This is a genomic window from Rhizobium sp. SVR5-2C (assembly GCF_056755115.1).
The window spans coordinates 43,212-61,593 of the sequence record NZ_JBNDHT010000012.1 but is presented as its reverse complement, the minus strand read 5'-3'; the positions used below and the strand labels follow the sequence as shown (position 1 = coordinate 61,593).

The 18,382-nt window shown below is 60.1% G+C and carries 18 protein-coding genes and 1 tRNA gene; 12 read left to right on the top strand and 7 right to left on the bottom strand.

The genetic code is table 11. From position 1 onward, the window contains the following. Window positions 1-1,407, bottom strand: coding sequence for an L-serine ammonia-lyase (locus ACPYOI_RS05755; protein ID WP_481422658.1), 1,407 nt, complete (start codon window positions 1,405-1,407; stop codon window positions 1-3). 179 nt (window positions 1,408-1,586) lie between these two features. Between ACPYOI_RS05755 and ACPYOI_RS05750 the strand changes: the two genes are divergently transcribed. Then, window positions 1,587-2,354: a DUF599 domain-containing protein gene (locus ACPYOI_RS05750; RefSeq protein ID WP_481417080.1), complete on the top strand. Its 768-nt coding sequence runs from the start codon at window positions 1,587-1,589 to the stop codon at window positions 2,352-2,354. Then, complete coding sequence (locus ACPYOI_RS05745) at window positions 2,354-3,340, top strand: heparan-alpha-glucosaminide N-acetyltransferase (protein ID WP_481417079.1); 987 nt, start codon at window positions 2,354-2,356, stop codon at window positions 3,338-3,340. Before ACPYOI_RS05750 ends, ACPYOI_RS05745 begins: the two co-directional genes overlap by 1 nt. A gap of 1 nt (window position 3,341) precedes the next feature. Here ACPYOI_RS05745 and ACPYOI_RS05740 read toward each other — a convergent pair whose 3' ends face one another. Together ACPYOI_RS05740 and mgtE are read right to left on the bottom strand one after the other, a co-directional pair. Beyond that, the gene (locus ACPYOI_RS05740) at window positions 3,342-3,734 is read right to left on the bottom strand and encodes a MerR family transcriptional regulator (protein WP_168831217.1); all 393 of its coding nucleotides are present in this window, start codon (window positions 3,732-3,734) and stop codon (window positions 3,342-3,344) included. 64 nt (window positions 3,735-3,798) lie between these two features. Continuing rightward, the gene (mgtE, locus tag ACPYOI_RS05735) at window positions 3,799-5,214 is read right to left on the bottom strand and encodes a magnesium transporter (protein WP_168831216.1); all 1,416 of its coding nucleotides are present in this window, start codon (window positions 5,212-5,214) and stop codon (window positions 3,799-3,801) included. A gap of 234 nt (window positions 5,215-5,448) precedes the next feature. Between mgtE and ACPYOI_RS05730 the strand changes: the two genes are divergently transcribed. Both ACPYOI_RS05730 and ACPYOI_RS05725 read left to right on the top strand, forming a co-directional pair. Further along, a complete protein-coding gene (locus ACPYOI_RS05730; RefSeq protein ID WP_481422657.1) occupies window positions 5,449-5,943 on the top strand; it encodes a peptide deformylase in 495 nt (164 codons plus the stop codon). Between the two features lie 86 nt (window positions 5,944-6,029). After that, window positions 6,030-6,527, top strand: coding sequence for a BON domain-containing protein (locus ACPYOI_RS05725; protein ID WP_481417077.1), 498 nt, complete (start codon window positions 6,030-6,032; stop codon window positions 6,525-6,527). Window positions 6,528-6,650: 123 nt separating this feature from the next. Here ACPYOI_RS05725 and ACPYOI_RS05720 read toward each other — a convergent pair whose 3' ends face one another. Continuing rightward, window positions 6,651-6,977 (bottom strand): hypothetical protein, encoded by a 327-nt coding sequence (locus ACPYOI_RS05720; RefSeq protein ID WP_168831213.1) that lies wholly within the window; start codon window positions 6,975-6,977, stop codon window positions 6,651-6,653. A gap of 329 nt (window positions 6,978-7,306) precedes the next feature. On the opposite strand from ACPYOI_RS05720, the gene ACPYOI_RS05715 reads away from it, so the two are divergent. The 3 genes from ACPYOI_RS05715 to ACPYOI_RS05705 are packed head-to-tail and all read left to right on the top strand — an operon-like array spanning window position 7,307 to window position 10,567. Continuing rightward, window positions 7,307-7,765, top strand: a complete 459-nt coding sequence (locus ACPYOI_RS05715) for a (2Fe-2S)-binding protein (protein ID WP_481417076.1) — start codon at window positions 7,307-7,309, stop codon at window positions 7,763-7,765. A 4-nt stretch (window positions 7,766-7,769) separates the two neighbouring features. After that, window positions 7,770-9,923, top strand: a complete 2,154-nt coding sequence (locus ACPYOI_RS05710; RefSeq protein ID WP_481417075.1) for a xanthine dehydrogenase family protein molybdopterin-binding subunit — start codon at window positions 7,770-7,772, stop codon at window positions 9,921-9,923. A 2-nt stretch (window positions 9,924-9,925) separates the two neighbouring features. After that, a complete protein-coding gene (locus tag ACPYOI_RS05705; protein WP_481417074.1) occupies window positions 9,926-10,567 on the top strand; it encodes an Isoquinoline 1-oxidoreductase subunit in 642 nt (213 codons plus the stop codon). A 31-nt stretch (window positions 10,568-10,598) separates the two neighbouring features. Here ACPYOI_RS05705 and ACPYOI_RS05700 read toward each other — a convergent pair whose 3' ends face one another. Together ACPYOI_RS05700 and ACPYOI_RS05695 are read right to left on the bottom strand one after the other, a co-directional pair. Beyond that, window positions 10,599-11,090 carry an ester cyclase gene (locus ACPYOI_RS05700; protein WP_481417073.1) on the bottom strand — a complete coding sequence of 164 codons (492 nt, stop codon included), beginning with the start codon at window positions 11,088-11,090 and terminating at the stop codon, window positions 10,599-10,601. A gap of 119 nt (window positions 11,091-11,209) precedes the next feature. Continuing rightward, a complete protein-coding gene (locus tag ACPYOI_RS05695) occupies window positions 11,210-12,439 on the bottom strand; it encodes a YbfB/YjiJ family MFS transporter (protein WP_168831209.1) in 1,230 nt (409 codons plus the stop codon). Between the two features lie 195 nt (window positions 12,440-12,634). Between ACPYOI_RS05695 and ACPYOI_RS05690 the strand changes: the two genes are divergently transcribed. Continuing rightward, window positions 12,635-13,189, top strand: a complete 555-nt coding sequence (locus ACPYOI_RS05690; RefSeq protein WP_481422656.1) for a TetR/AcrR family transcriptional regulator — start codon at window positions 12,635-12,637, stop codon at window positions 13,187-13,189. A gap of 221 nt (window positions 13,190-13,410) precedes the next feature. Here the strand turns inward: ACPYOI_RS05690 and ACPYOI_RS05685 are convergent. Next, window positions 13,411-13,495 (bottom strand) — tRNA-Leu (locus tag ACPYOI_RS05685). Window positions 13,496-13,670: 175 nt separating this feature from the next. Between ACPYOI_RS05685 and lipB the strand changes: the two genes are divergently transcribed. The 4 genes from lipB to ACPYOI_RS05665 all read left to right on the top strand — a co-directional run bounded on the left by lipB (window position 13,671) and on the right by ACPYOI_RS05665 (window position 18,273). After that, window positions 13,671-14,384 carry a lipoyl(octanoyl) transferase LipB gene (lipB, locus tag ACPYOI_RS05680; RefSeq protein ID WP_481417071.1) on the top strand — a complete coding sequence of 238 codons (714 nt, stop codon included), beginning with the start codon at window positions 13,671-13,673 and terminating at the stop codon, window positions 14,382-14,384. 58 nt (window positions 14,385-14,442) lie between these two features. Continuing rightward, window positions 14,443-15,381, top strand: a complete 939-nt coding sequence (locus ACPYOI_RS05675; protein WP_481417070.1) for a DMT family transporter — start codon at window positions 14,443-14,445, stop codon at window positions 15,379-15,381. 86 nt (window positions 15,382-15,467) lie between these two features. Then, window positions 15,468-16,160 carry a hypothetical protein gene (locus ACPYOI_RS05670; RefSeq protein WP_481417069.1) on the top strand — a complete coding sequence of 231 codons (693 nt, stop codon included), beginning with the start codon at window positions 15,468-15,470 and terminating at the stop codon, window positions 16,158-16,160. Window positions 16,161-16,263: 103 nt separating this feature from the next. Next, window positions 16,264-18,273: an acetyl-CoA carboxylase biotin carboxylase subunit gene (locus ACPYOI_RS05665; RefSeq protein WP_481417068.1), complete on the top strand. Its 2,010-nt coding sequence runs from the start codon at window positions 16,264-16,266 to the stop codon at window positions 18,271-18,273. The last annotated feature ends 109 nt before the right edge of the window (window positions 18,274-18,382 follow it).

Below are 18,382 nucleotides of genomic sequence, written 5' to 3'. Positions count from 1 at the left end.
TCAGCACTCGACGACGTTGACGGCCAGACCGCCGGTTGAGGTTTCCTTGTATTTCTCGCTCATATCGTGGCCGGTCTGACGCATGGTTTCGATGCAGGCGTCGAGCGGCACGAAATGCTGGCCATCGCCCTTGACGGCAAGCGAGGCGGCCGTCACCGCCTTTACCGCACCCAGCGCATTCCGCTCGATGCACGGCACCTGGACGAGACCCGCAACCGGATCGCAAGTCATGCCGAGGTGATGCTCGAGCGCGATCTCGGCGGCATTTTCGATCTGTGCCGGCGTCCCGCCCATCACGGCCGCGAGCCCGGCTGCCGCCATGGCCGCCGCCGAACCCACTTCGCCCTGACAGCCGACTTCGGCGCCGGAGATGGAGGCATTGTGCTTGATGATGCCGCCGATGGCCGCCGCAGTCAGCAGATAGTCCCGGATCCCATCCTGATCCCAGTCCTCGTGGAAATGCTCGTAGTAGCGGATCGTCGCGGGAATGACGCCGGCGGCGCCATTGGTCGGCGCGGTCACCACGCGGCCGCCTGCGGCATTCTCCTCGTTGACCGCCATGGCATAGACGCTCAGCCAGTCGTTGGCGAGCAGCGGATTGATGCGGTTGCTGCGCCACTCCTCCTGCAGCTTGTCATGTATTTTCCGCGCGCGGCGCCGGACGTTCAGGCCGCCGGGCATGATGCCGTCGACCTTGAGTCCTCGCTCGATGCAGGAGCGCATCGCCTCCCAGATGCGGTCGAGACCCTCATCCAGCTCCTCGCGGCTCCGCTGGCTCTCCTCGTTGGCGCGCTTCATCTGCGCGATGCTGAGGCCGGACCGTTCCGCCATCTCCAGCATCTGCTTGGCTGTGGCAAACGGATATGGAACCTTGACCGCACCTGCGGCCGCCTTCTTCTTGGCCCGCATCTGTTCGAGCTCGGTATCGGTGACGACGAAACCGCCGCCGACGGAGTAATAGATGCGCTTCAGCAGCAGCCGTTCGTCCTTGTCGTAGGCGGAGAAGATCATCCCGTTCGCATGACCCGGCAGCGGCTGTTTCTTGTCGAAGATCAGATCGTTCTTCGGCATGAAGAAATACGCCGGATGGCCGGGCGGCGTGATGCGGCCGGAGCGTTCCACCTGGTCGATAATGCCGTCCATCTTGTCAGGATCGACACTGTCCGGCTTCTCTCCCATCAGGCCGAGAATGACCGCCCTGCCCGTTCCGTGGCCGATGCCGGTATGCGCGAGCGAGCCGTGCAGGCTGACCTTGATGGCGGCAACCTGCGCGCCCGACGATGGGCGTGGCCATTCGTTCGAAAGGATCAGGTCGAGGAAGCGATTGGCAGCCGACATCGGCCCCATCGTATGCGAGCTCGATGGCCCGATACCGATCTTGAAAACGTCGAATACCGAAAGGAACATGCCTGCTTCCTGTGAAAATCTTCCGCCAGACTATCCGATGACCTATTTCGGCACTCGCGGCAGACCGACATCCCGTTTAATTGGCGCGACACTAAAACGAACGGGCGCGTCTTGCCAGTCATTGCAGCATGCAATTGCATCTGTAGAGTGGCGGCGTCGAATCTGGGATTGAATACTCGATGCTTTCGGTGGCCGATTATATCGCACTGGCTTTCTTCACCATACTATGGCTCGGCTATTCATGGCTGCTGCGCGGCAGGACATTCTTCGGCCGCACAAGCCTGACCCACGCGATGAGCGAGCGGCGGCGAGAATGGATCTACAACTCGCTGCGTCGCGACCTCAAGATGATCGACACGCAGATCATGGCCGGATTGCAGAACGGCACGGCCTTCTTTGCATCGACCTCGATCTTCGCGATCGGCAGTTGCTTCGCGCTGCTGGGAGCGACCGAGAAGGTCAACGCGGTCTTCGCCGATCTACCCTATGTCTTCAACGGCGGCACTGCGAGTTTCGAACTCAAGGTCGGAGGACTGGCCGCTCTATTTGCCTATGCGTTCTTTAAATTCGGCTGGTCCTACCGGCTCTTCAACTACTGCAGCATCCTCTTTGGGACCATCCCGATGGTGCGAGAGGCCGAGGGCGATATGGTTGCGGCCGAGCGCGCCGCCGAACGCGTCATCCGCATGAACATCCTTGCGGGTGGACACTTCAACGAAGGTCTTCGCGCAATTTTCCTGTCGATCGGTTATCTCGGCTGGTTCATAAACGCTTACGTTTTCATGGCGACGACGGCGATCATCGTCGTCGTGCTCACGCGAAGGCAATTCTTCTCCGAGGCGCGTCTGGCGATCATGGATGTCAAACCGCCATCAAATCTCCACGTTTCTGCTATTCGCCGCGACATGTCGGCGAATGGCGGCAATGATTTGTCCAAGGAGCTCTGATGGCTATTTCAGCAAGCGAAAACGAGGCGTCCGTTCGGGTGCCCCGCATCGGGCTGCTCGATACGGCGCGTGGCGTAGCGCTGATCGCCATGGCCACCTACCATTTCAGCTGGGACATGGAATTCATGGGCTATCTGGCGGCGGGCACGGTGGAGACCGGCTGGCTGAAGATCTATGCCCGGGCCATTGCCAGCACCTTCCTTTTTATCGCCGGCATCAGCATGGCTCTTTCGAGCAAGCCGGAGATCCGCTGGCCGTCATTCTGGAAACGCTTCGCGATGATTGCCGGTGCCGCGCTGCTGATTTCGGTGGTCACCCGCATCGCCACGCCCGGAGAATGGATTTTCTTCGGCATCCTGCACAGCATTGCTGTCCTGAGCCTGATCGGCGTTATCTTTGTACGTCTGCCGCTCGTCGTGACGATCGTGCTCACGCTGGCGATCACCGCCGCCTGGATCGTCGACACCTGGATCGCGCCGAGCCTGCTGCGCTCACCACTCTTCAATCCAAGCTATCTCGCCTGGATGGGATTCGCGGAAATGGCGCCGCGATCGAACGATTACGTGCCCCTCTTCCCCTGGGCAGTCCCGTTTCTACTTGGATTGACGTCCGCCTTCATTGCCCTGAAAGGCAGGCTGCTCGACAGGCTTGCCAAACTCGGCACCGGCTCAACTCTTCTCGCCAAAGCCGGCCGCCATAGCCTCGCCTTCTATCTGATCCACCAGCCGGTGCTGATCTCGATCGCCTATGCGCTGACGATGGTCGTGCCGCCGGCAAAGCCCGATCCGGTCGAAACCTATCTCAAGCAATGCACTGCCTCCTGTGTCCAACAGGCGGGCGAAACACTGTGCCGCAGCTTCTGCCAGTGCACCCTGGAGAAGCTGCAGACACAAAATCTCTTTACGGAGTTTCAGTCAGGCGCCATCAAGCCGGATGACGGCCGGATAGTCGCGCTGGCGGACGAATGCAGTGCCAACGCACAGTAAATCAGGTGCCGACGCCGATTTCGGCGAGGCGGCCGAGGCAGGCTTCTTCGATGTTGTCGAGTTCCGTCAGCGTGTCGTCGATGTCCTTGCGCTTCTGGCGCAAATCCTCGCGCTTTTCATCAATGCGCTTCATCAACAGCTTCAGCTGCCCAAGTTCGCCCGGCGGCTCCTTGTAGACCTGGATGATTTCGCGGATCTCGGCGATCGTGAAGCCGATACGCCGCCCACGCAGGATTTCCTGAATCAAGCGCCGATCGGCCTGGCGGAACAGGCGCGTGCGTCCGCGCCGCTCCGGATGAATCAGACCTTCATCCTCGTAAAAGCGCAGCGTGCGCGTCGACACGCCAAATTCGCGCGTTAGCTCCGTTATGCTATAGTATTTGTTCACAGGCATTGGCTTCCCACTCTCGCGCCGCATCATATTGACTTTTACGTAATAGTCAATTTTGGTATCCGGCTCAGATACCGAACCACCACGTGGCGATCCCAAGGAAGGCGAAGAAACCGGTACAGTCCGTGACCGTCGTCACGAAGACGGACGACGCTATAGCGGGATCTGCGCCAACCTTGTCGAGAAGAAGCGGCAGGAGAATCCCGGCAAGCGCTGCGGCCATCAGGTTGATGATCATCGCGGCGCCAATGACGACGCCAAGCTGATAGTCATGGAACCAGGTGCCGGCGATGGCGCCCAGGAGGGTTGCAAAGAGGACGCCATTCATAATGCCGACGCCCGCCTCTCTGCGGATGATGCGGCCAGCATTGTATATGTCGATATCGCGGGTCGCGAGCGCGCGCACTGTCACCGTCATCGTCTGCGTGCCGGCATTACCGCCCATCGAGGCGACGATCGGCATCAGTACGGCAAGTGCAATCATCTTTTCGATCGATGCGTCGAACAGGCCGATGACGCTTGCCGAGAGCATGGCTGTGCCGAGATTGATGAACAGCCACAGGAAGCGCGACCGCACGGTCGATATGACATTGTCCGACAGCTCTTCGTCACCGACGCCACCGAGGCGCTTGATGTCCTCGTCGGCCTCCTCATGGATCACGTCGACGACGTCGTCGATCGTTAGCACGCCGACAAGGCGGCCGTTCTCGTCCACGACGGCGGCGGAGAGCAGATCGTACTGCTCGAAGAGCTGTGCCGCCTCTTCCTGGTCCATTTCGGCCGGGATCGGATGGCTCGTTTCGCGCATGATCGCTTCGATCTTCGTCTGCCGCTTGGTGCGAAGGATTTGGTCGAGATCGACCGCGCCGAGCAATTTGAAGGTGGGATCGATGACGAAGATCTGCGTGAAGGAATAAGGAAGGTCCTCCTCCTCGCGCATGTAGTCGATCGTCTGTCCGACCGTCCAAAATGGCGGCACGGCGACGAACTCGGTCTGCATGCGACGGCCGGCGGAGCTTTCCGGATAGTCCAGAGCCCGGCGAAGGCGCACCCGCTCCGTGAACGGCAGCTGTGCCAGGATCTCTTCCTGGTCTTCCGTGTCGAGGTCTTCGAGGATGTAGACCGCGTCGTCCGAATCGAGCTCACCGATCGCCGCCGCGATCTGCTCGTTCGGCATCTGATCGACGATTTCGCGCCGAATCGCCTCGTCGACCTCGGTCAGCGCCGTCATGTCGAAATCGTCGCCGAGCAGGTGCACAAGCGCCAGGCGCTGATCCGGTTGCAGCGATTCCAGCAGGTCGCCTATTTCCGATTCGTGGAGACGCGCCACGTGCTGCCGGAGAAAGATCGTGTCCCGATCGGCAATGGCGGCGCCGACAAGCGCCAGAAAGTCGCTCCGGACATTGCCGTCTTCGTCGTAGATATCGGCTCCTTCGTCGTCGGAACGCCTGCGGATGCGGTCTTCTTCTCCAGTGTCCGTCATCTGCCGCCTCGCATTTTTCAAGATTAACGCCTGTCGCCAGTTCGGAGAATGGCGGCTGAAAAAGCATTGTCAACAAGTGGATAAGCGAATTGCGACCAGTTTCTCCGACGGCTTCAATTCCCTTCCCCGCTAACCGAAACGTGCCGTCCCGTCCAGAGCCGAACGGCGTCCCCAGATGACAATGCGACGCCGTGCCGGTAGTTTCCGCCACAACTGAACAAGGACCGACAATCGATGGCCATCCTCCCCATACTTCGCTATCCGCATCCCGGCCTGAAGACGGTCTGCGAACCGGTAAAGGTCTTCGATTCGGCACTGTCTCAGCTTGCCGACGATCTGCTGGAAACGATGCGCGCCGCACCGGGCGTCGGCATCACCGCCGCCCATGTCGGCATCTTTCAGCGGGTGGTTGTGATCGAGCACGGCAAGGCAGATCGGGTTCGGATCTATATCAACCCTGAGATCGCTTCGGTTTCCGATCAAGTGACGCGCAACACCGAAGGCAGCGTGTCCATGCCGGGGGCCACCGAAGAAGTAACGAGACCCGGCGCAATCCATTTCCGCTACCAGGATATCCAGGGCGTCCAACATGAAGAGCATGCGGACGGCTTCCTGGCTATCTGTATCCAGCATGAAGTCGATCAGCTTGATGGCGTCTTCTGGCTCCAGCGCCTGTCGAAGCTGAAGCGCGACCGTCTGATCCGGAAGTGGGACAAGACCCCCCGCTAAAAGACCGCCTGCCAATTTGACGAAGCTCTGCCGAACTATTCCCGGTCGTGAACGTTCTTCGGACAAGCAGTCTGAGGAGAACACGAATGGCGAAGACGAACGACAAGAAGCCCATATCGCGCGAAGACGAGTACCGCGACTACGAAGAGCGCAACCGTAACGAGGGCTGGCCCTATGCCGACGAGCCGGGCGCCGCATCGACGGACCCGGCGAATCGGCCTTACGGGGCAACCCCCGCCAACTTCGACCGCGACCCCAACCCCGGCTTTCGCGTCGATGGCACAGACGAAAACGGCGACGAAAATCGACTCAAGGATTCACTTGAGCCTCATACGATAGACCGCGACGATAGCGATGAGCTCGAAGCGCGCGTCACCGAGAACCTCGAACAGGTTCGGGACCTGGACCTCAACAGCATCGACGTTCACGCCGACGGCCATACTGTAACGCTGGAGGGTTCGGTGGAGACGATCGGCATGGCTCGCAAAGCTGAGCTTGCCGCTCTATCCGTCGATGGCGTCCGCCATGTCCTCAACCGGCTGGAAACGATCGGAGTCGATTCACATATTCCGGACGAGGATTGATGAGCCCGCTTGCGCGTGAGCGCGCAAGCGAAAATCGCTGCAAGCCGCGCGTTTTTGACTTTTACATAGATCGAAAAGGCCGGTGCGTGTTTCGCTCGGCCTTTTTCATCACCTTTGAGGCGGCTATCGGCAGACGCGAATGCTTTCCGTGTGCCAACCACCGTCATAAGCGTTCGGGACTCGACGGTCCTCAAACCAGCAACGCGGCGGAGGTGGCGGCGGTGGATCAATGTATCGCGGACCGCTGCTGTTGACGATCGCGCCGCCGATGAGACCGCCGATCACACCGGCAGCCAAACCGCCGGCAATTGCATTGCCATTGCCATTATGATGGTGGTGATTGTTGTAATGCCGCCGGCGCCAGTCGTCTGCTGACGCAGAGCCGGCCACGGTAAGGACGCTGCTGGCCGTTATAACGGCGATGAGCGTGGACAAGACTAGTCTTTTCATTTTGTCTCCGTTGGGATTAGAGCCTGCCCCACCCGCAGAATCTCAAATTGCACGTTTACGCTTAACGGCTCGTGAACGAACTTTTTGGCGGAATAAAGAACACCAGCGGCGCTCTCGATGGGTCCGTCTACCCGGCACGGGCAGACCGCATTAACGGAGCGCCGAGGACCGGTACGGAGCCTTCTGGTCCGCCAGCTCGGAAAGCAGAACAATCCCATGCTTATCGCGCGGGCCGGCCTCGCAAAATGTAACTGGCGACCTCCGCGGTTTACTGGTAGTTTCGCAGGCGCTGGGGTGTTCGTCGGGGACGGCTTTCAGCCGATATTCACATGTCTTATGATCTTGTGGTCAATGGCAAGCAATATGCCATCGATGTGGATGGCGACATTCCGCTGCTATGGGTCTTACGCGACACCATAGGGCTTACCGGAACGAAATTTGGCTGCGGCATCGCAATGTGCGGCGCCTGTACGGTGCATGTCGATGGCGTGCCCGTGAGGTCGTGTGTCATGCCGGTCGCCGATGCGGTGGACAAGCCGATCACCACGATCGAGGCGATTGGCGAGACTGCCGAGGGCGCCCGTGTGCAGAAGGCCTGGCTCGACATAGATGTCGTCCAGTGCGGCTACTGTCAATCCGGACAGATCATGTCCGCGGCCGCGCTGCTCGCTGCCAATCCGTCGCCGACCGACGACGATATCGATGCCGTCATGGCCGGAAATATCTGCCGATGCGGTACGTATCCGCGCATTCGAGCCGCCATCAAGGCGGCCGCACAGGCGAGGTGATGCGATGTCCATTCATGACAAGATCAATCTCGCCGTCTCGCGACGCAACTTTCTGATCGGCGCATCGCTGACAGGAGCGGGCCTCGTCATTGGCCTGCAGCCTTCGCCTTCGTCCGCTGCCGAAGAGGCGTTTGAACCAAATGCCTTCATTCGCATCCCTGCCGAAGGCAAGATTGTCTTCGTCATGCCGTCCGTGGAAATGGGACAAGGCATTTATACTTCGGTCGCTATGCTGCTGGCCGAAGAGTTGGAGGTCACCCTGGATCAGGTGGCGCTGGAGCATGCACCGGCCGATCCCAAGCGTTATGCAAACCCTTTGCTGGGCGACCAGATCACCGGCGGCTCTATCGCCATCCGCGGTGTTTACGGGCCGATGCGCAAGGCGGGCGCCGCCGCTCGCATCATGCTGGTGAACGCTGCGGCGCGTGGCTGGGGCGTCGCGCCGGAAACGTGCAACGCCGAGGCCGGGCATGTCGTCCACGCCGCAAGCGGCCGCCGCGCTGCCTATGGCAGCCTGATACAGGCTGCGGCATCCGAAGCTGTTCCGCAGGAAATGCCCCTGAAGCCTGCGTCCAGCTTCAAGCTGATCGGCCAGTCCATCCGGCGTCTTGACAGTCCGGAAAAGGTCAACGGCACCGCGAAATACGGTATCGACGCCCGCCCGGAAGGCGTGTCTTACGCGGCGATCGCGATCTGTCCCCACTTCGGCGGCAAACTGCGCGCGGTCGAAGACGGACCGGCAATGGCGGTAAAGGGCGTCAAACAGGTCGTCCGGATCGAGGATGCTGTTGCCGTGGTGGCCGACAACACCGGTGCCGCAAGAAAGGGGCTCGCTGCTCTCTCCATCGAATGGGAGCCCGGCCCGAATGGCGCTCTTTCGCTGGTTGATTTGGAGAAGCGCGCGGAAGATGCGATTGGCGGCAACGCCCTGCCACACATCAATGTGGGCGATGTTGCGAAAGCGGAAGCCGAACACGGACCTGCGCTTGAGTTCGTCTACCGCCTCCCGATCCTCACCCATTCGGCCATGGAGCCGATGAACTGCACGCTCCATGTCCGCACTGATGGCTGCGATGTATGGGTCGGCACGCAGATCATGGGACGAACAAGGCAGGTCGTCGCTGATGTTACAGGCCTCCCCTTGGAAAAGATCGTCGTGCACAACCACTTTCTCGGCGGCGGTTTCGGCCGGCGACTGGATGTCGACGGCGTCATTCTGGCGGCGAAGATCGCAAAGCAGGTGGCTGGCCCCGTCAAGGTCACCTGGAGCCGTGAGGAGGATATCCGCCACGACTGTTACCGCTATCTCAACTACAGCAAGGTCACCGCGACACTGGGGCCGGACGGCTTACCCGTTTCCTGGCGTCATCGCGTCATCGGCCCCTCGGTCATGGCACGCTGGCTGCCGGCCTTCACCCGCAATGGCATAGACCTTGATATCATGGGTGGTGCAGAGACGCCCTATGCGATCCCGAACAAATATACGGACTTCGTGCGCCACGAGGCGCCGGACGGCATGTTGACAGGCAATTGGCGCGGCGTTGGCGCGACCCGCAATGTGCCCGTAGTTGAAGGCGGTATCGACGAGTTGGCCCATGCTGCCGGCGTCGATCCGCTGGAGTACCGGCGGCGCCTGCTTCAGCATAAACCGCGTCTCCTCGCCGCGCTCGATCTGGCGGCGGAGAAGGCCGGATGGACAACCGCCCTCCCGGCCGGCAAGGGAAGAGGCATTGCTGTCGCGGAGGATTTCGGCAGTTTTGCCGCGATGATCTCGGAAGTGAGCATCGGAGAAGACGGAAAGCTCAAGACGGACCGCATCATCTGCGCCGTCGATTGCGGCCAAGTCGTCAACCCAGACACGATCGAAGCCCAGATACAAAGTGGCATCATCTACGGTCTCAGTGCCGCTCTCTACGGACGCATCACCGTCCGTAACGGTGCCGTGGTGGAGAGCAACTTCGACGATTCTCCCGTTCTGCGGATCTACGAGACACCCAAGATCGAAGTCCACATCGTGCCGAGTTCCGAGGCCCCAGGCGGAATAGGAGAGGTCGGCACACCTGGTGTCGCACCCTCGCTCCTCAACGCGATCTTTGCGGCGACCGGCAAGCGATTGCGGTCGTTGCCGATCGATCAGAATGAATTGCGGAGGGTGTGATCATGACCAAGCGGATTTTCGCTATCCCGCTCGCCGCCGTTCTCGCTGCGAGCGGGATCGTTGCCGGCATGGGGTCAATGCAGAGTCATGCTGAAACGTCCGACGGTGGAGCTCTCAAGGCCGTCTCTGACTTTGATGCGATTGCGGACACCAACGCGCGGTCGAAGGCCATCTTCAAGGAGGCAAGCCGCGTCCTGACGCATCCGCGCTGCATCAACTGCCATCCGGCAACGCGCAGCCCGACGCAGGGTGAGGACATGCACCCGCATGTGCCGTTGATGAATGCCAGCCAAAGCTCGGTAGGTCCGGCGGGACTTGCATGCAGCACCTGCCACGGTGCCGAGAACCGTCCGATCGTCGGCAGCCGCATGAAATCCATTCCGGGGAACGCGCACTGGTCATTGGCGCCAGCCAGCATGGCGTGGCAAGGGCTGACGGTGGGCGAGATCTGCCAACAGGTGAAAGATACGAGCCGGAACGGCAATCGTTCCCGTGCCGATCTCATACGCCATACCGGCGAAGACCATCTGGTCGGCTGGGCCTGGCATCCGGGCGCAGGACGAAGCGCCCCTCCCGGCTCGCAGGAGACCTTTGCCGCCCTGATCGCCGCCTGGGTGAATACCGGTGCCGCATGTCCGGATTGATCACGTCGGCGTTTCCGGCGCTCTCAGCTCTCTAAGCAAGGCTTGCCGTGTGCTGCATGGAGGTGACGGCGATCTGCCGAGTGCATCCGCGCTGGTTCCTAGACCTTGGACACCTTTCCGTTGAGATGGCCATGGACCTCGTAGGCGTTTCGGTCGACCCAGTTGTGGCGGAGTAGTCCATCCTCCCGATCGCGACGATTGAGTTGCCCACCATAGTGATCGGTGTCCCGTCCGGTTCCGTCCCGAGAAATCCGTTGTTGGTTCCGACAACCCGCCAACGCGTGGCAACGGGAGTGCCATCGTCGCTTTGAAAGATATCGAGAACCTCGAATTTCAGGTCGTTGATCTGACGCTGGAAACCGATGACCCACTGCTTAAACGCGTCACGCGAGCGGATATCCTGCGCGCCCGACGTTATCACGAAATCCTCGTGAACCAAGGCATCAATGGCCTGCGGATTTTGAGGGGACTGCCAGACCTCGGTCCAAAAGCGCTGAACACTATCGGTGGCTGACGTCGTCACTTTAGGTTCCTTTCCCGTTGCCGGCTGCGCCGGGTCATTTGCCAAGTCTGCTGCAAGCTTCGTCGAGCCGGACGGCAGTCGTATAAGAGAGACCGCCGCCCGACTGGGAAGGATTTTGGTTACGCGCGCTTGCTTGCCGCGCGAGAATTGCCTGATGTGGCGACACCAGCGAGCATGGAGACAATCAACATCGCGGCCGCCGTCAGGAACAGCAGACGGTGGCTGCCGCCCGTAGCATTGAACAGAGCGGAAAAGGCATACGCGGCCACCGCCAAGGCGGCGGCGGAAATGATGCTGGCACGAGTCCAGGCAACGTTCTGGCGGGTCGAATTGTGGGTTACGACCTCGTGTACTCGCGCAAGGAATAAGGGGACGATACCTGGAGCGAATGTACCGACGACAAGGGTGATACTCCCGAGGACGATCAGGTTATCGGTGACGTAGAAGGCAGCAAGACCGACCGCCGCGACAAGGGACACGATCCTGACCGTTGGTTTGGCGCCGAGACGATCGGCCAGGTATCCATACAACGGAGGACCGGCAATGGCGCCCAAACCATAGATCGCCCAGAAGACCGCCCCGAGATAGGTGCCCTCGCCTAGGCCGCGGGCGACGAAATCGACGAGAAAAACCATCGGTGGCACGGCGGCGGCGGCCATCAGAGCATATTGCAAATAGAGCAGTTTGATATCCCTGCCGAAGTGCATGGCGTGACTGGTTGGGGCGTCACGGCTATCGACACGCGGGTGGAGGTAGCTCGATGGCCAAGCAAACCAGCTTGCTGCCGTCAGGATCACGGAAATGATGCCGAGGCCGATCCACGTCTGCGCCAAGCCCAGTTCCAGCAATAGAGGGATGATGGTTCCCGAACCGGCAATGCCCAAACCGAGTCCGAGGAAGATCGCACCCCCTGCCGCGCCTTTCCGCGCTGCGGGGACATGCGGCAGGATGGTTGCCGCGACCAGCACCATGACAACGCCCCCGGCGATGCCTGAGACGAAACGCCAGGCGAAATACCATGAAAAGGACTGGGGGGTGGCACACGCGAAGAAAGCGGCGGAAATCAAGACCATCATAAGCCGCAAAATGTGTTCGTTGGCGAAGCGCGTGGCGAGCGGCCGGCCGATGAGCGCACCGCACACATAGCCGGCCAGATTGGCGGCAGCCAGATAGGCCACGCTGGAAGCCGAGAACCAGTGGGCTTGAATGAGTTCCGGAACAAGAGGTGTGAAAGCGAAGCGGGCGAGGCCGATACTATCGAGGCTCGCGCATAAACCTGCGAAGATATAACGCCGGACGAGCAACTGATCGATCTTCGCCGATGTGAAAGAAGCGGGTTGTGAAGACATTCGCGCACCAAAAATAGAAGGTTGAACACTGTCGCCTTCCCCATCGGGACGGCCACGAGTCATCTTTGACATAATTGTCAAGTTTGACGACCTAGTCAAATTTGACATCAGTGTCAAGGATGCTTATGATTCCCTCGGGTTTCAATTCCACGGAGCAAGAGAATGGTGGGAGTTCGCCAGTTCGATGAAAGCGAGATGCTCGACAAAGCATTGACCCTCTTCTGGCAGAAGGGGTTCTCGCAAACATCTATGCAGGATCTGGCTGAGGCGACCGGTGTGCAGCGCGGCTCGCTCTACAATGCCTATGGAGACAAGGAGACCTTGTTCCTGCGTGTCTTTGGTGTCTACCGCGACGCCTATGTCCAAAGGATGCGCGAGGCGATGGACAAGCCGAAGCTGCGCGAAGCGCTTCAGAGCTTTTTCGAATTTGTCACTAAGTCGATGAGAACCGGCGCGCCCACAAGGGGTTGCCTGAGCACGAAAACGGCGCTCGGCATTGAGGCGCTGGATGAGGCCGTACGCTCAGCGATCAGAGACCTCCTAGACGAGATCGAAAAGACCTTGGATGAAAGACTGTCGCGACCCGACGACGCAGAACAGTTGGCGCTCTCGCCATCAGATGCGGCGCGCTTGATCGTCACGCATACGCGCGGGCTCGTTGTGATTGAGCGGGTATACGGCGACGAGGCACGTATGCGCTCAATGGCCGACCTGCTCATTCAGCTTTTGCTGAAACCGAAAGTGTCTTGAAAGCAGGAACGGGCAGCAATGCCGCCCCATCCTGAAGGCAGGATGTTTCCGTTCTAGACAGCGATTTCAATATTTGACCACAACGCAAAAAAGGCCAAGCCACCCGCCCGCGTGGAGTAGTGCGAGCGAGTAAATGTCTCCCAGGCTTGGTTCTGGCATCGGACACATCAAAATGTAAATCATTGATTTAAAAACAAAAAACCCGGCCAAAGCCGGGTTCTTGGTGCGGTCGAGAAGACTCGAACTTCCACGGGTTGCCCCACAGCGACCTCAACGCTGCGCGTCTACCAATTCCGCCACGACCGCATCGTGGTAGGTGCCGATTTGCGTCGGCGGGGCAGCATGTAGCAAAAGCATCTTGGGTGCACAAGGGCGATGTGACAGATTTTTGCAAAAGAAATCACAGCATTTGAATTGCCCTGAAAACGGGGCCATATAGGCGGTCTGCCGCCTGCGATCATCATGCGGCGAGGGAAAATTCATGCTTCGCACCGATCTCCAATTCTCCATGTTTCCTATCGAAGGCTCCAAGCCGGTGCGATGGCGCATCGCCGATGGTCTCATGCCATATCCGGAAGCCGTAGAGACGATGGAGCGTGAAGTCGCGGCAATCGCCGAAGGCGGCGACGAACTGGTCTGGCTTGTCGAGCATCCGCCGCTCTACACGGCAGGCACCAGCGCCGATGCGAAAGATCTTGTGCAGCCGGACCGATTCCCGGTGTTTGCGACCGGTCGCGGCGGCGAGTACACCTACCATGGTCCGGGCCAGCGCGTGGCCTACGTGATGCTGGACCTCAAGCGCCGCCGTCAGGATGTGCGCGCCTTTGTGGCGGCACTAGAAGAAGTGGTGATCCGCACGCTCGAATCGATGAACGTACGCGGTGAGCGGCGCGAGGATCGCGTCGGCGTCTGGGTAAGGCGGCCGGAGAAGCCGCTTCTGCCGGACGGCAGCATGAGCGAAGACAAGATTGCGGCCCTCGGCATCCGGTTGCGCAAATGGGTGACGTTCCACGGCTTGTCACTCAATGTCGAGCCGGACCTCGACCATTTCTCGGGCATCGTCCCCTGCGGGATTTCCGCGTATGGGGTGACGAGCCTTGTCGATCTTGGCCTACCAGTGATGATGACGGATGTGGACATCCGTCTGCGGGAAGCCTTCGAATCGGTGTTCGGCGAAACGGTGCACGACCGCTAAGCCATATTGATCGGCAGGCATTCCTGTGGTTGATGGCTTCGTTCCCGGAAGCCGCAGCATGTCCCAAGCACCATCTCCTCAAAATCCGCTTCAAGGCATGGCCATCATGGCCGGCGCCATGGTCATCCTGCCTGCCATGGATGCGATCGCCAAGTATATGGCGACGTTCGAATCGATGTCGCCGGGACAGGTGACGTTCTACCGCTTCTTCTTCCAGCTGGTCTGCACCCTCCCCGTGCTTTTCGCGATCTTCCGTTGGAAGGCCCTTTCGGCAAAGCGGCCGTGGATGAATCTGCTGCGCGGCGCCCTGCACGGGGCAGCCAGCCTGCTTTTCTTCGTCGCAGTCAAATACATGCCGCTTGCGGATGTCTTCGCGATCTATTTCGTCGAACCCTTCATGCTGACGGCGCTTTCGGCGCTCTTCCTTGGCGACAAGGTCGGCTGGCGGCGATGGACGGCAATCGTCGTCGGCTTCGGGGGCGCGATGATCGTCATTCAGCCGAGCTATGAAATCTTCGGCCTGAAGGCGCTTCTCCCGGTATTTTGCGCCTTCCTCTTTTCACTCTATCTCTTCCTTAACCGGGCAATTGGCGAGGCCGATTCCCCGCTGACGATGCAAACCATGGCCGGGATCGGCGGGACGCTCTTCATGGGAGCCGCGCTCCTCGGCGGAAATGCGCTCGCCATACCCGACTTCGAAATGTCGCTCCCCTCGTCCGCCCTTGGTCTCGTGCTGTTGCTCGCGCTCGGCACGATTTCCGGCTATGCGCACATGCTGGTCGTCAGGGCATTCCGCTTGGCGCCGCTGTCGCTGCTTGCCCCCTTCCAGTATTTCGAGATCATCTCGGCCACGATTCTCGGTTACGTGTTGTTCAATGATTTTCCGAACCCTTCCAAATGGATCGGCATCTTTATCATCGTGGCGTCAGGGCTTTTCATCATCTGGCGCGAGCGCGTTCAATCGAAATCGTTAAAATCGTCGGAAGTGCCTGCGTAGTCGGTTAACCCTTGTTATTGAGGGCTTCTTCAATCTTGGCGCGTTAGAACCACCTCTGGCTTCATGATGAGGCCTGGAGATACAAGATGAGCGAATTCCGACTCGCTTTCCCGGCATGCGTGATCGCGGGGAAGCATCGGCTGAGTGCCGAGGATATCGGCCTGTTGCGCAAACACAGCTTCCCGGAGGGCGTCAGGACGCCCGACGACGTCGGCGTCATGCTGGCGCTGCATAACTTTTGCCCCGAAAAATGCCCGGAATGGAACTCCTTCTTTGTGGAAAGCCTCGCCAGCTTCATCGTCAACTACAGCTATCCGCAGGGATCGCTGGACGAGATCAATGTCGCATGGATCACGCGCATGTTCGCGACTGACGGTATCGTCAACTCGGAACTCGAGCTGGAGCTCGTGCTCCACATCATGGAAATATCCTCCCATGTTCCCGATGAGCTGCGTGCATTTGCTCTCGATCAGCTGCGCCTTGCGGTCACCGATAACATCGGCGCCTACAAGCTCGTGCGCGCGGTCGACCGCAGGGGCGTAACCCGCCAGGACGTCGATTTCATCATGCGTGTGCTGAGGAGCATTTGCGAGGCCGGCGTCATCCCGGTTGGGCAGCTCACTTACGATGTGCTGCACCGGATCGGCGCGGAGACGCGGCCTTCCGCCAATCATCCTCGTTGGGCCGATATCCTGCGCGCGCTCGAGCTGCGCGAGTACACCTCGCCCCGCACCAGCCGATGGCTACGTCTTGTGGACGACGAGCAAGCCGTCGCGTGACTTCTCGGGTAAGACAATCGTTCCGATAGCCGGGTTCCGCCCGATTGTGCGTCCCCCAGTTTCTGCGTAGAACTTCTCGACGCATTTTTCGGGTGGAGTCTGCATGTTCAAGAAAATCCTGATCGCGAATCGTGGCGAGATCGCTTGCCGCGTGATCAAGACTGCGCGCCGCATGGGTATCTCAACCGTCGCGGTCTACTCGGATGCCGATCGGGATGCGCTCCACGTCGAAATGGCCGACGAGGCCGTGCATATCGGCCCAGCCGCGGCGACCGAGAGCTATCTCGTTGCTGACAAGATCATCGCCGCGTGCAAGGAGACCGGTGCCGAAGCCGTGCACCCCGGCTACGGCTTCCTCTCCGAACGTGCCTCCTTCTGCGAGGCTCTGGAAAAGCAGGGCATCGTCTTCATCGGTCCCAAGCCGAAGGCCATCAAGGCCATGGGCGACAAGATCGAATCGAAGAAGTTCGCCAATGCTGCCAAGGTCTCAACGGTGCCGGGTTATCTTGGTGTCATCGAGGATGCCGGGCACGCCGAAAAGATCGCCGCCGAGATCGGCTATCCCGTCATGATCAAGGCTTCAGCCGGCGGCGGCGGCAAGGGCATGCGCATCGCCTGGAACCAGGCGGAAGTACGAGACGGCTTCGATCGCGCCCGCTCGGAGGCAAAGAGCTCCTTCGGCGACGACCGCGTCTTCATCGAAAAATATATCGTCGATCCGCGTCATATCGAAATTCAGGTCCTCGCCGATGCACACGGCAATGCGGTCTATCTCGGCGAACGCGAATGCTCGATCCAGCGCCGCAATCAGAAGGTCGCCGAGGAGGCGCCCTCGCCTTTTCTCGACGAAAAAACCCGCAAGGCGATGGGTGAGCAGTCGATCGCCCTTGCCAAGGCGGTCGACTACCAGAGCGCAGGAACTGTCGAATTCATCGTCGATCGCGACCGTAACTTCTATTTCCTCGAGATGAACACGCGGCTGCAGGTCGAGCATCCGGTAACGGAACTGGTCACCGGCATCGACCTTGTCGAGCAGATGATCCGGATCGCGGCGGGTGAAACGCTTCCTTTCAGCCAGAGCGACATAAAGCTGAATGGCTGGGCGATTGAAAGCCGGCTTTACGCGGAAGACCCCTATCGCAATTTCCTGCCCTCGATCGGACGCCTGACGCGTTACCGTCCGCCGGCCGAAGGCAAGCACGGCGATGCCATCATCCGCAATGACACCGGTGTCTTCGAGGGTGCGGAAATTTCGATGTACTACGATCCGATGATCGCCAAGCTTTGCACTTGGGCATCGGACCGTCCCGCCGCGATCGAGGCCATGGGCCAGGCGCTCGACGGCTTCGTGGTCGACGGTATCGCCCACAACCTCCCATTCCTCTCGGCGTTGATGAAGCATCCGCGCTGGCGCGAAGGCCGGCTTTCCACGGGCTTCATTGCCGAGGAATATCCGGACGGTTTTGCACCGATGGTCCCCGACCAGCAGGAAGAGGCGCTGCTTGCGGCCGTCGCTCTGTCCGCGACGTTGATCGAGGCAAACCGCCGCGAGCACCACACGGATCGCCTGCGCGCATCAGCCGACAATCTCCGCGAGGAATGGGTCGTCAAGGTCGGCCAAAACTATGTGCCTGTCACGCTCATGGACGGACTGGTGACCATCCCGTTCGAGATGGACATGCAAGCCGCCGGCGAAAAGCTCAACATTGCCACCGACTGGAGACCGGGCGATGCGGTCTGGAGCGGCGCGGTCGGCGGGCGCCCGGTAACGGCCCAGATCCGGCCTCTCGTCAGCGGCATGCGTATCGACTGGCAGGGCCTCTCCGTCCTGACCAGGGTTTTCACGCCGCGTCACGCCGAACTCGATCGCTTGATGCCCGTCAAGCTTCCGCCGGATACGTCGAAGCTGCTGCTCTGCCCGATGCCCGGGCTGGTGGTTTCGATCGCGGTCGCCGAAGGCCAGGCTGTCAAAGCCGGAGAGACGCTTGCCGTCGTCGAAGCCATGAAAATGGAAAATGTGCTGCGCGCCGAACGCGACCTGGTGGTCGGCAAGATCAATGCAAAGCCTGGCGAGAGCCTTGCTGTCGATGCGGTGATCCTGGAATTCGCCTGATCCAGATTGGGACAGCCCCAGCTGCGCCCTAGGCTTAAGCACTTCGCCTTTGTTAAGGTCTGGCAGCTTACGATACGTCGTTTTCGTCCTGTGGCTGGGGTCCGGAGGC

What these genes read in the sequence shown, in the direction of transcription:
- ACPYOI_RS05720 (WP_168831213.1), bottom strand. Translation starts at nt 6,977, where the DNA reads ATGAAAAGACTAGTCTTGTCCACGCTCATCGCCGTTATAACGGCCAGC.
- ACPYOI_RS05740 (WP_168831217.1), bottom strand. Translation starts at nt 3,734, where the DNA reads ATGCCTGTGAACAAATACTATAGCATAACGGAGCTAACGCGCGAATTT.
- ACPYOI_RS05725 (WP_481417077.1), top strand. Translation starts at nt 6,030, where the DNA reads ATGGCGAAGACGAACGACAAGAAGCCCATATCGCGCGAAGACGAGTAC.
- ACPYOI_RS05730 (WP_481422657.1), top strand. Translation starts at nt 5,449, where the DNA reads ATGGCCATCCTCCCCATACTTCGCTATCCGCATCCCGGCCTGAAGACG.
- ACPYOI_RS05695 (WP_168831209.1), bottom strand. Translation starts at nt 12,439, where the DNA reads ATGTCTTCACAACCCGCTTCTTTCACATCGGCGAAGATCGATCAGTTG.
- ACPYOI_RS05710 (WP_481417075.1), top strand. Translation starts at nt 7,770, where the DNA reads ATGTCCATTCATGACAAGATCAATCTCGCCGTCTCGCGACGCAACTTT.
- ACPYOI_RS05705 (WP_481417074.1), top strand. Translation starts at nt 9,926, where the DNA reads ATGACCAAGCGGATTTTCGCTATCCCGCTCGCCGCCGTTCTCGCTGCG.
- ACPYOI_RS05690 (WP_481422656.1), top strand. Translation starts at nt 12,635, where the DNA reads ATGCTCGACAAAGCATTGACCCTCTTCTGGCAGAAGGGGTTCTCGCAA.
- ACPYOI_RS05750 (WP_481417080.1), top strand. Translation starts at nt 1,587, where the DNA reads ATGCTTTCGGTGGCCGATTATATCGCACTGGCTTTCTTCACCATACTA.
- lipB (WP_481417071.1), top strand. Translation starts at nt 13,671, where the DNA reads ATGCTTCGCACCGATCTCCAATTCTCCATGTTTCCTATCGAAGGCTCC.
- mgtE (WP_168831216.1), bottom strand. Translation starts at nt 5,214, where the DNA reads ATGACGGACACTGGAGAAGAAGACCGCATCCGCAGGCGTTCCGACGAC.
- ACPYOI_RS05670 (WP_481417069.1), top strand. Translation starts at nt 15,468, where the DNA reads ATGAGCGAATTCCGACTCGCTTTCCCGGCATGCGTGATCGCGGGGAAG.
- ACPYOI_RS05715 (WP_481417076.1), top strand. Translation starts at nt 7,307, where the DNA reads ATGTCTTATGATCTTGTGGTCAATGGCAAGCAATATGCCATCGATGTG.
- ACPYOI_RS05675 (WP_481417070.1), top strand. Translation starts at nt 14,443, where the DNA reads ATGTCCCAAGCACCATCTCCTCAAAATCCGCTTCAAGGCATGGCCATC.
- ACPYOI_RS05665 (WP_481417068.1), top strand. Translation starts at nt 16,264, where the DNA reads ATGTTCAAGAAAATCCTGATCGCGAATCGTGGCGAGATCGCTTGCCGC.
- ACPYOI_RS05745 (WP_481417079.1), top strand. Translation starts at nt 2,354, where the DNA reads ATGGCTATTTCAGCAAGCGAAAACGAGGCGTCCGTTCGGGTGCCCCGC.
- ACPYOI_RS05755 (WP_481422658.1), bottom strand. Translation starts at nt 1,407, where the DNA reads ATGTTCCTTTCGGTATTCGACGTTTTCAAGATCGGTATCGGGCCATCG.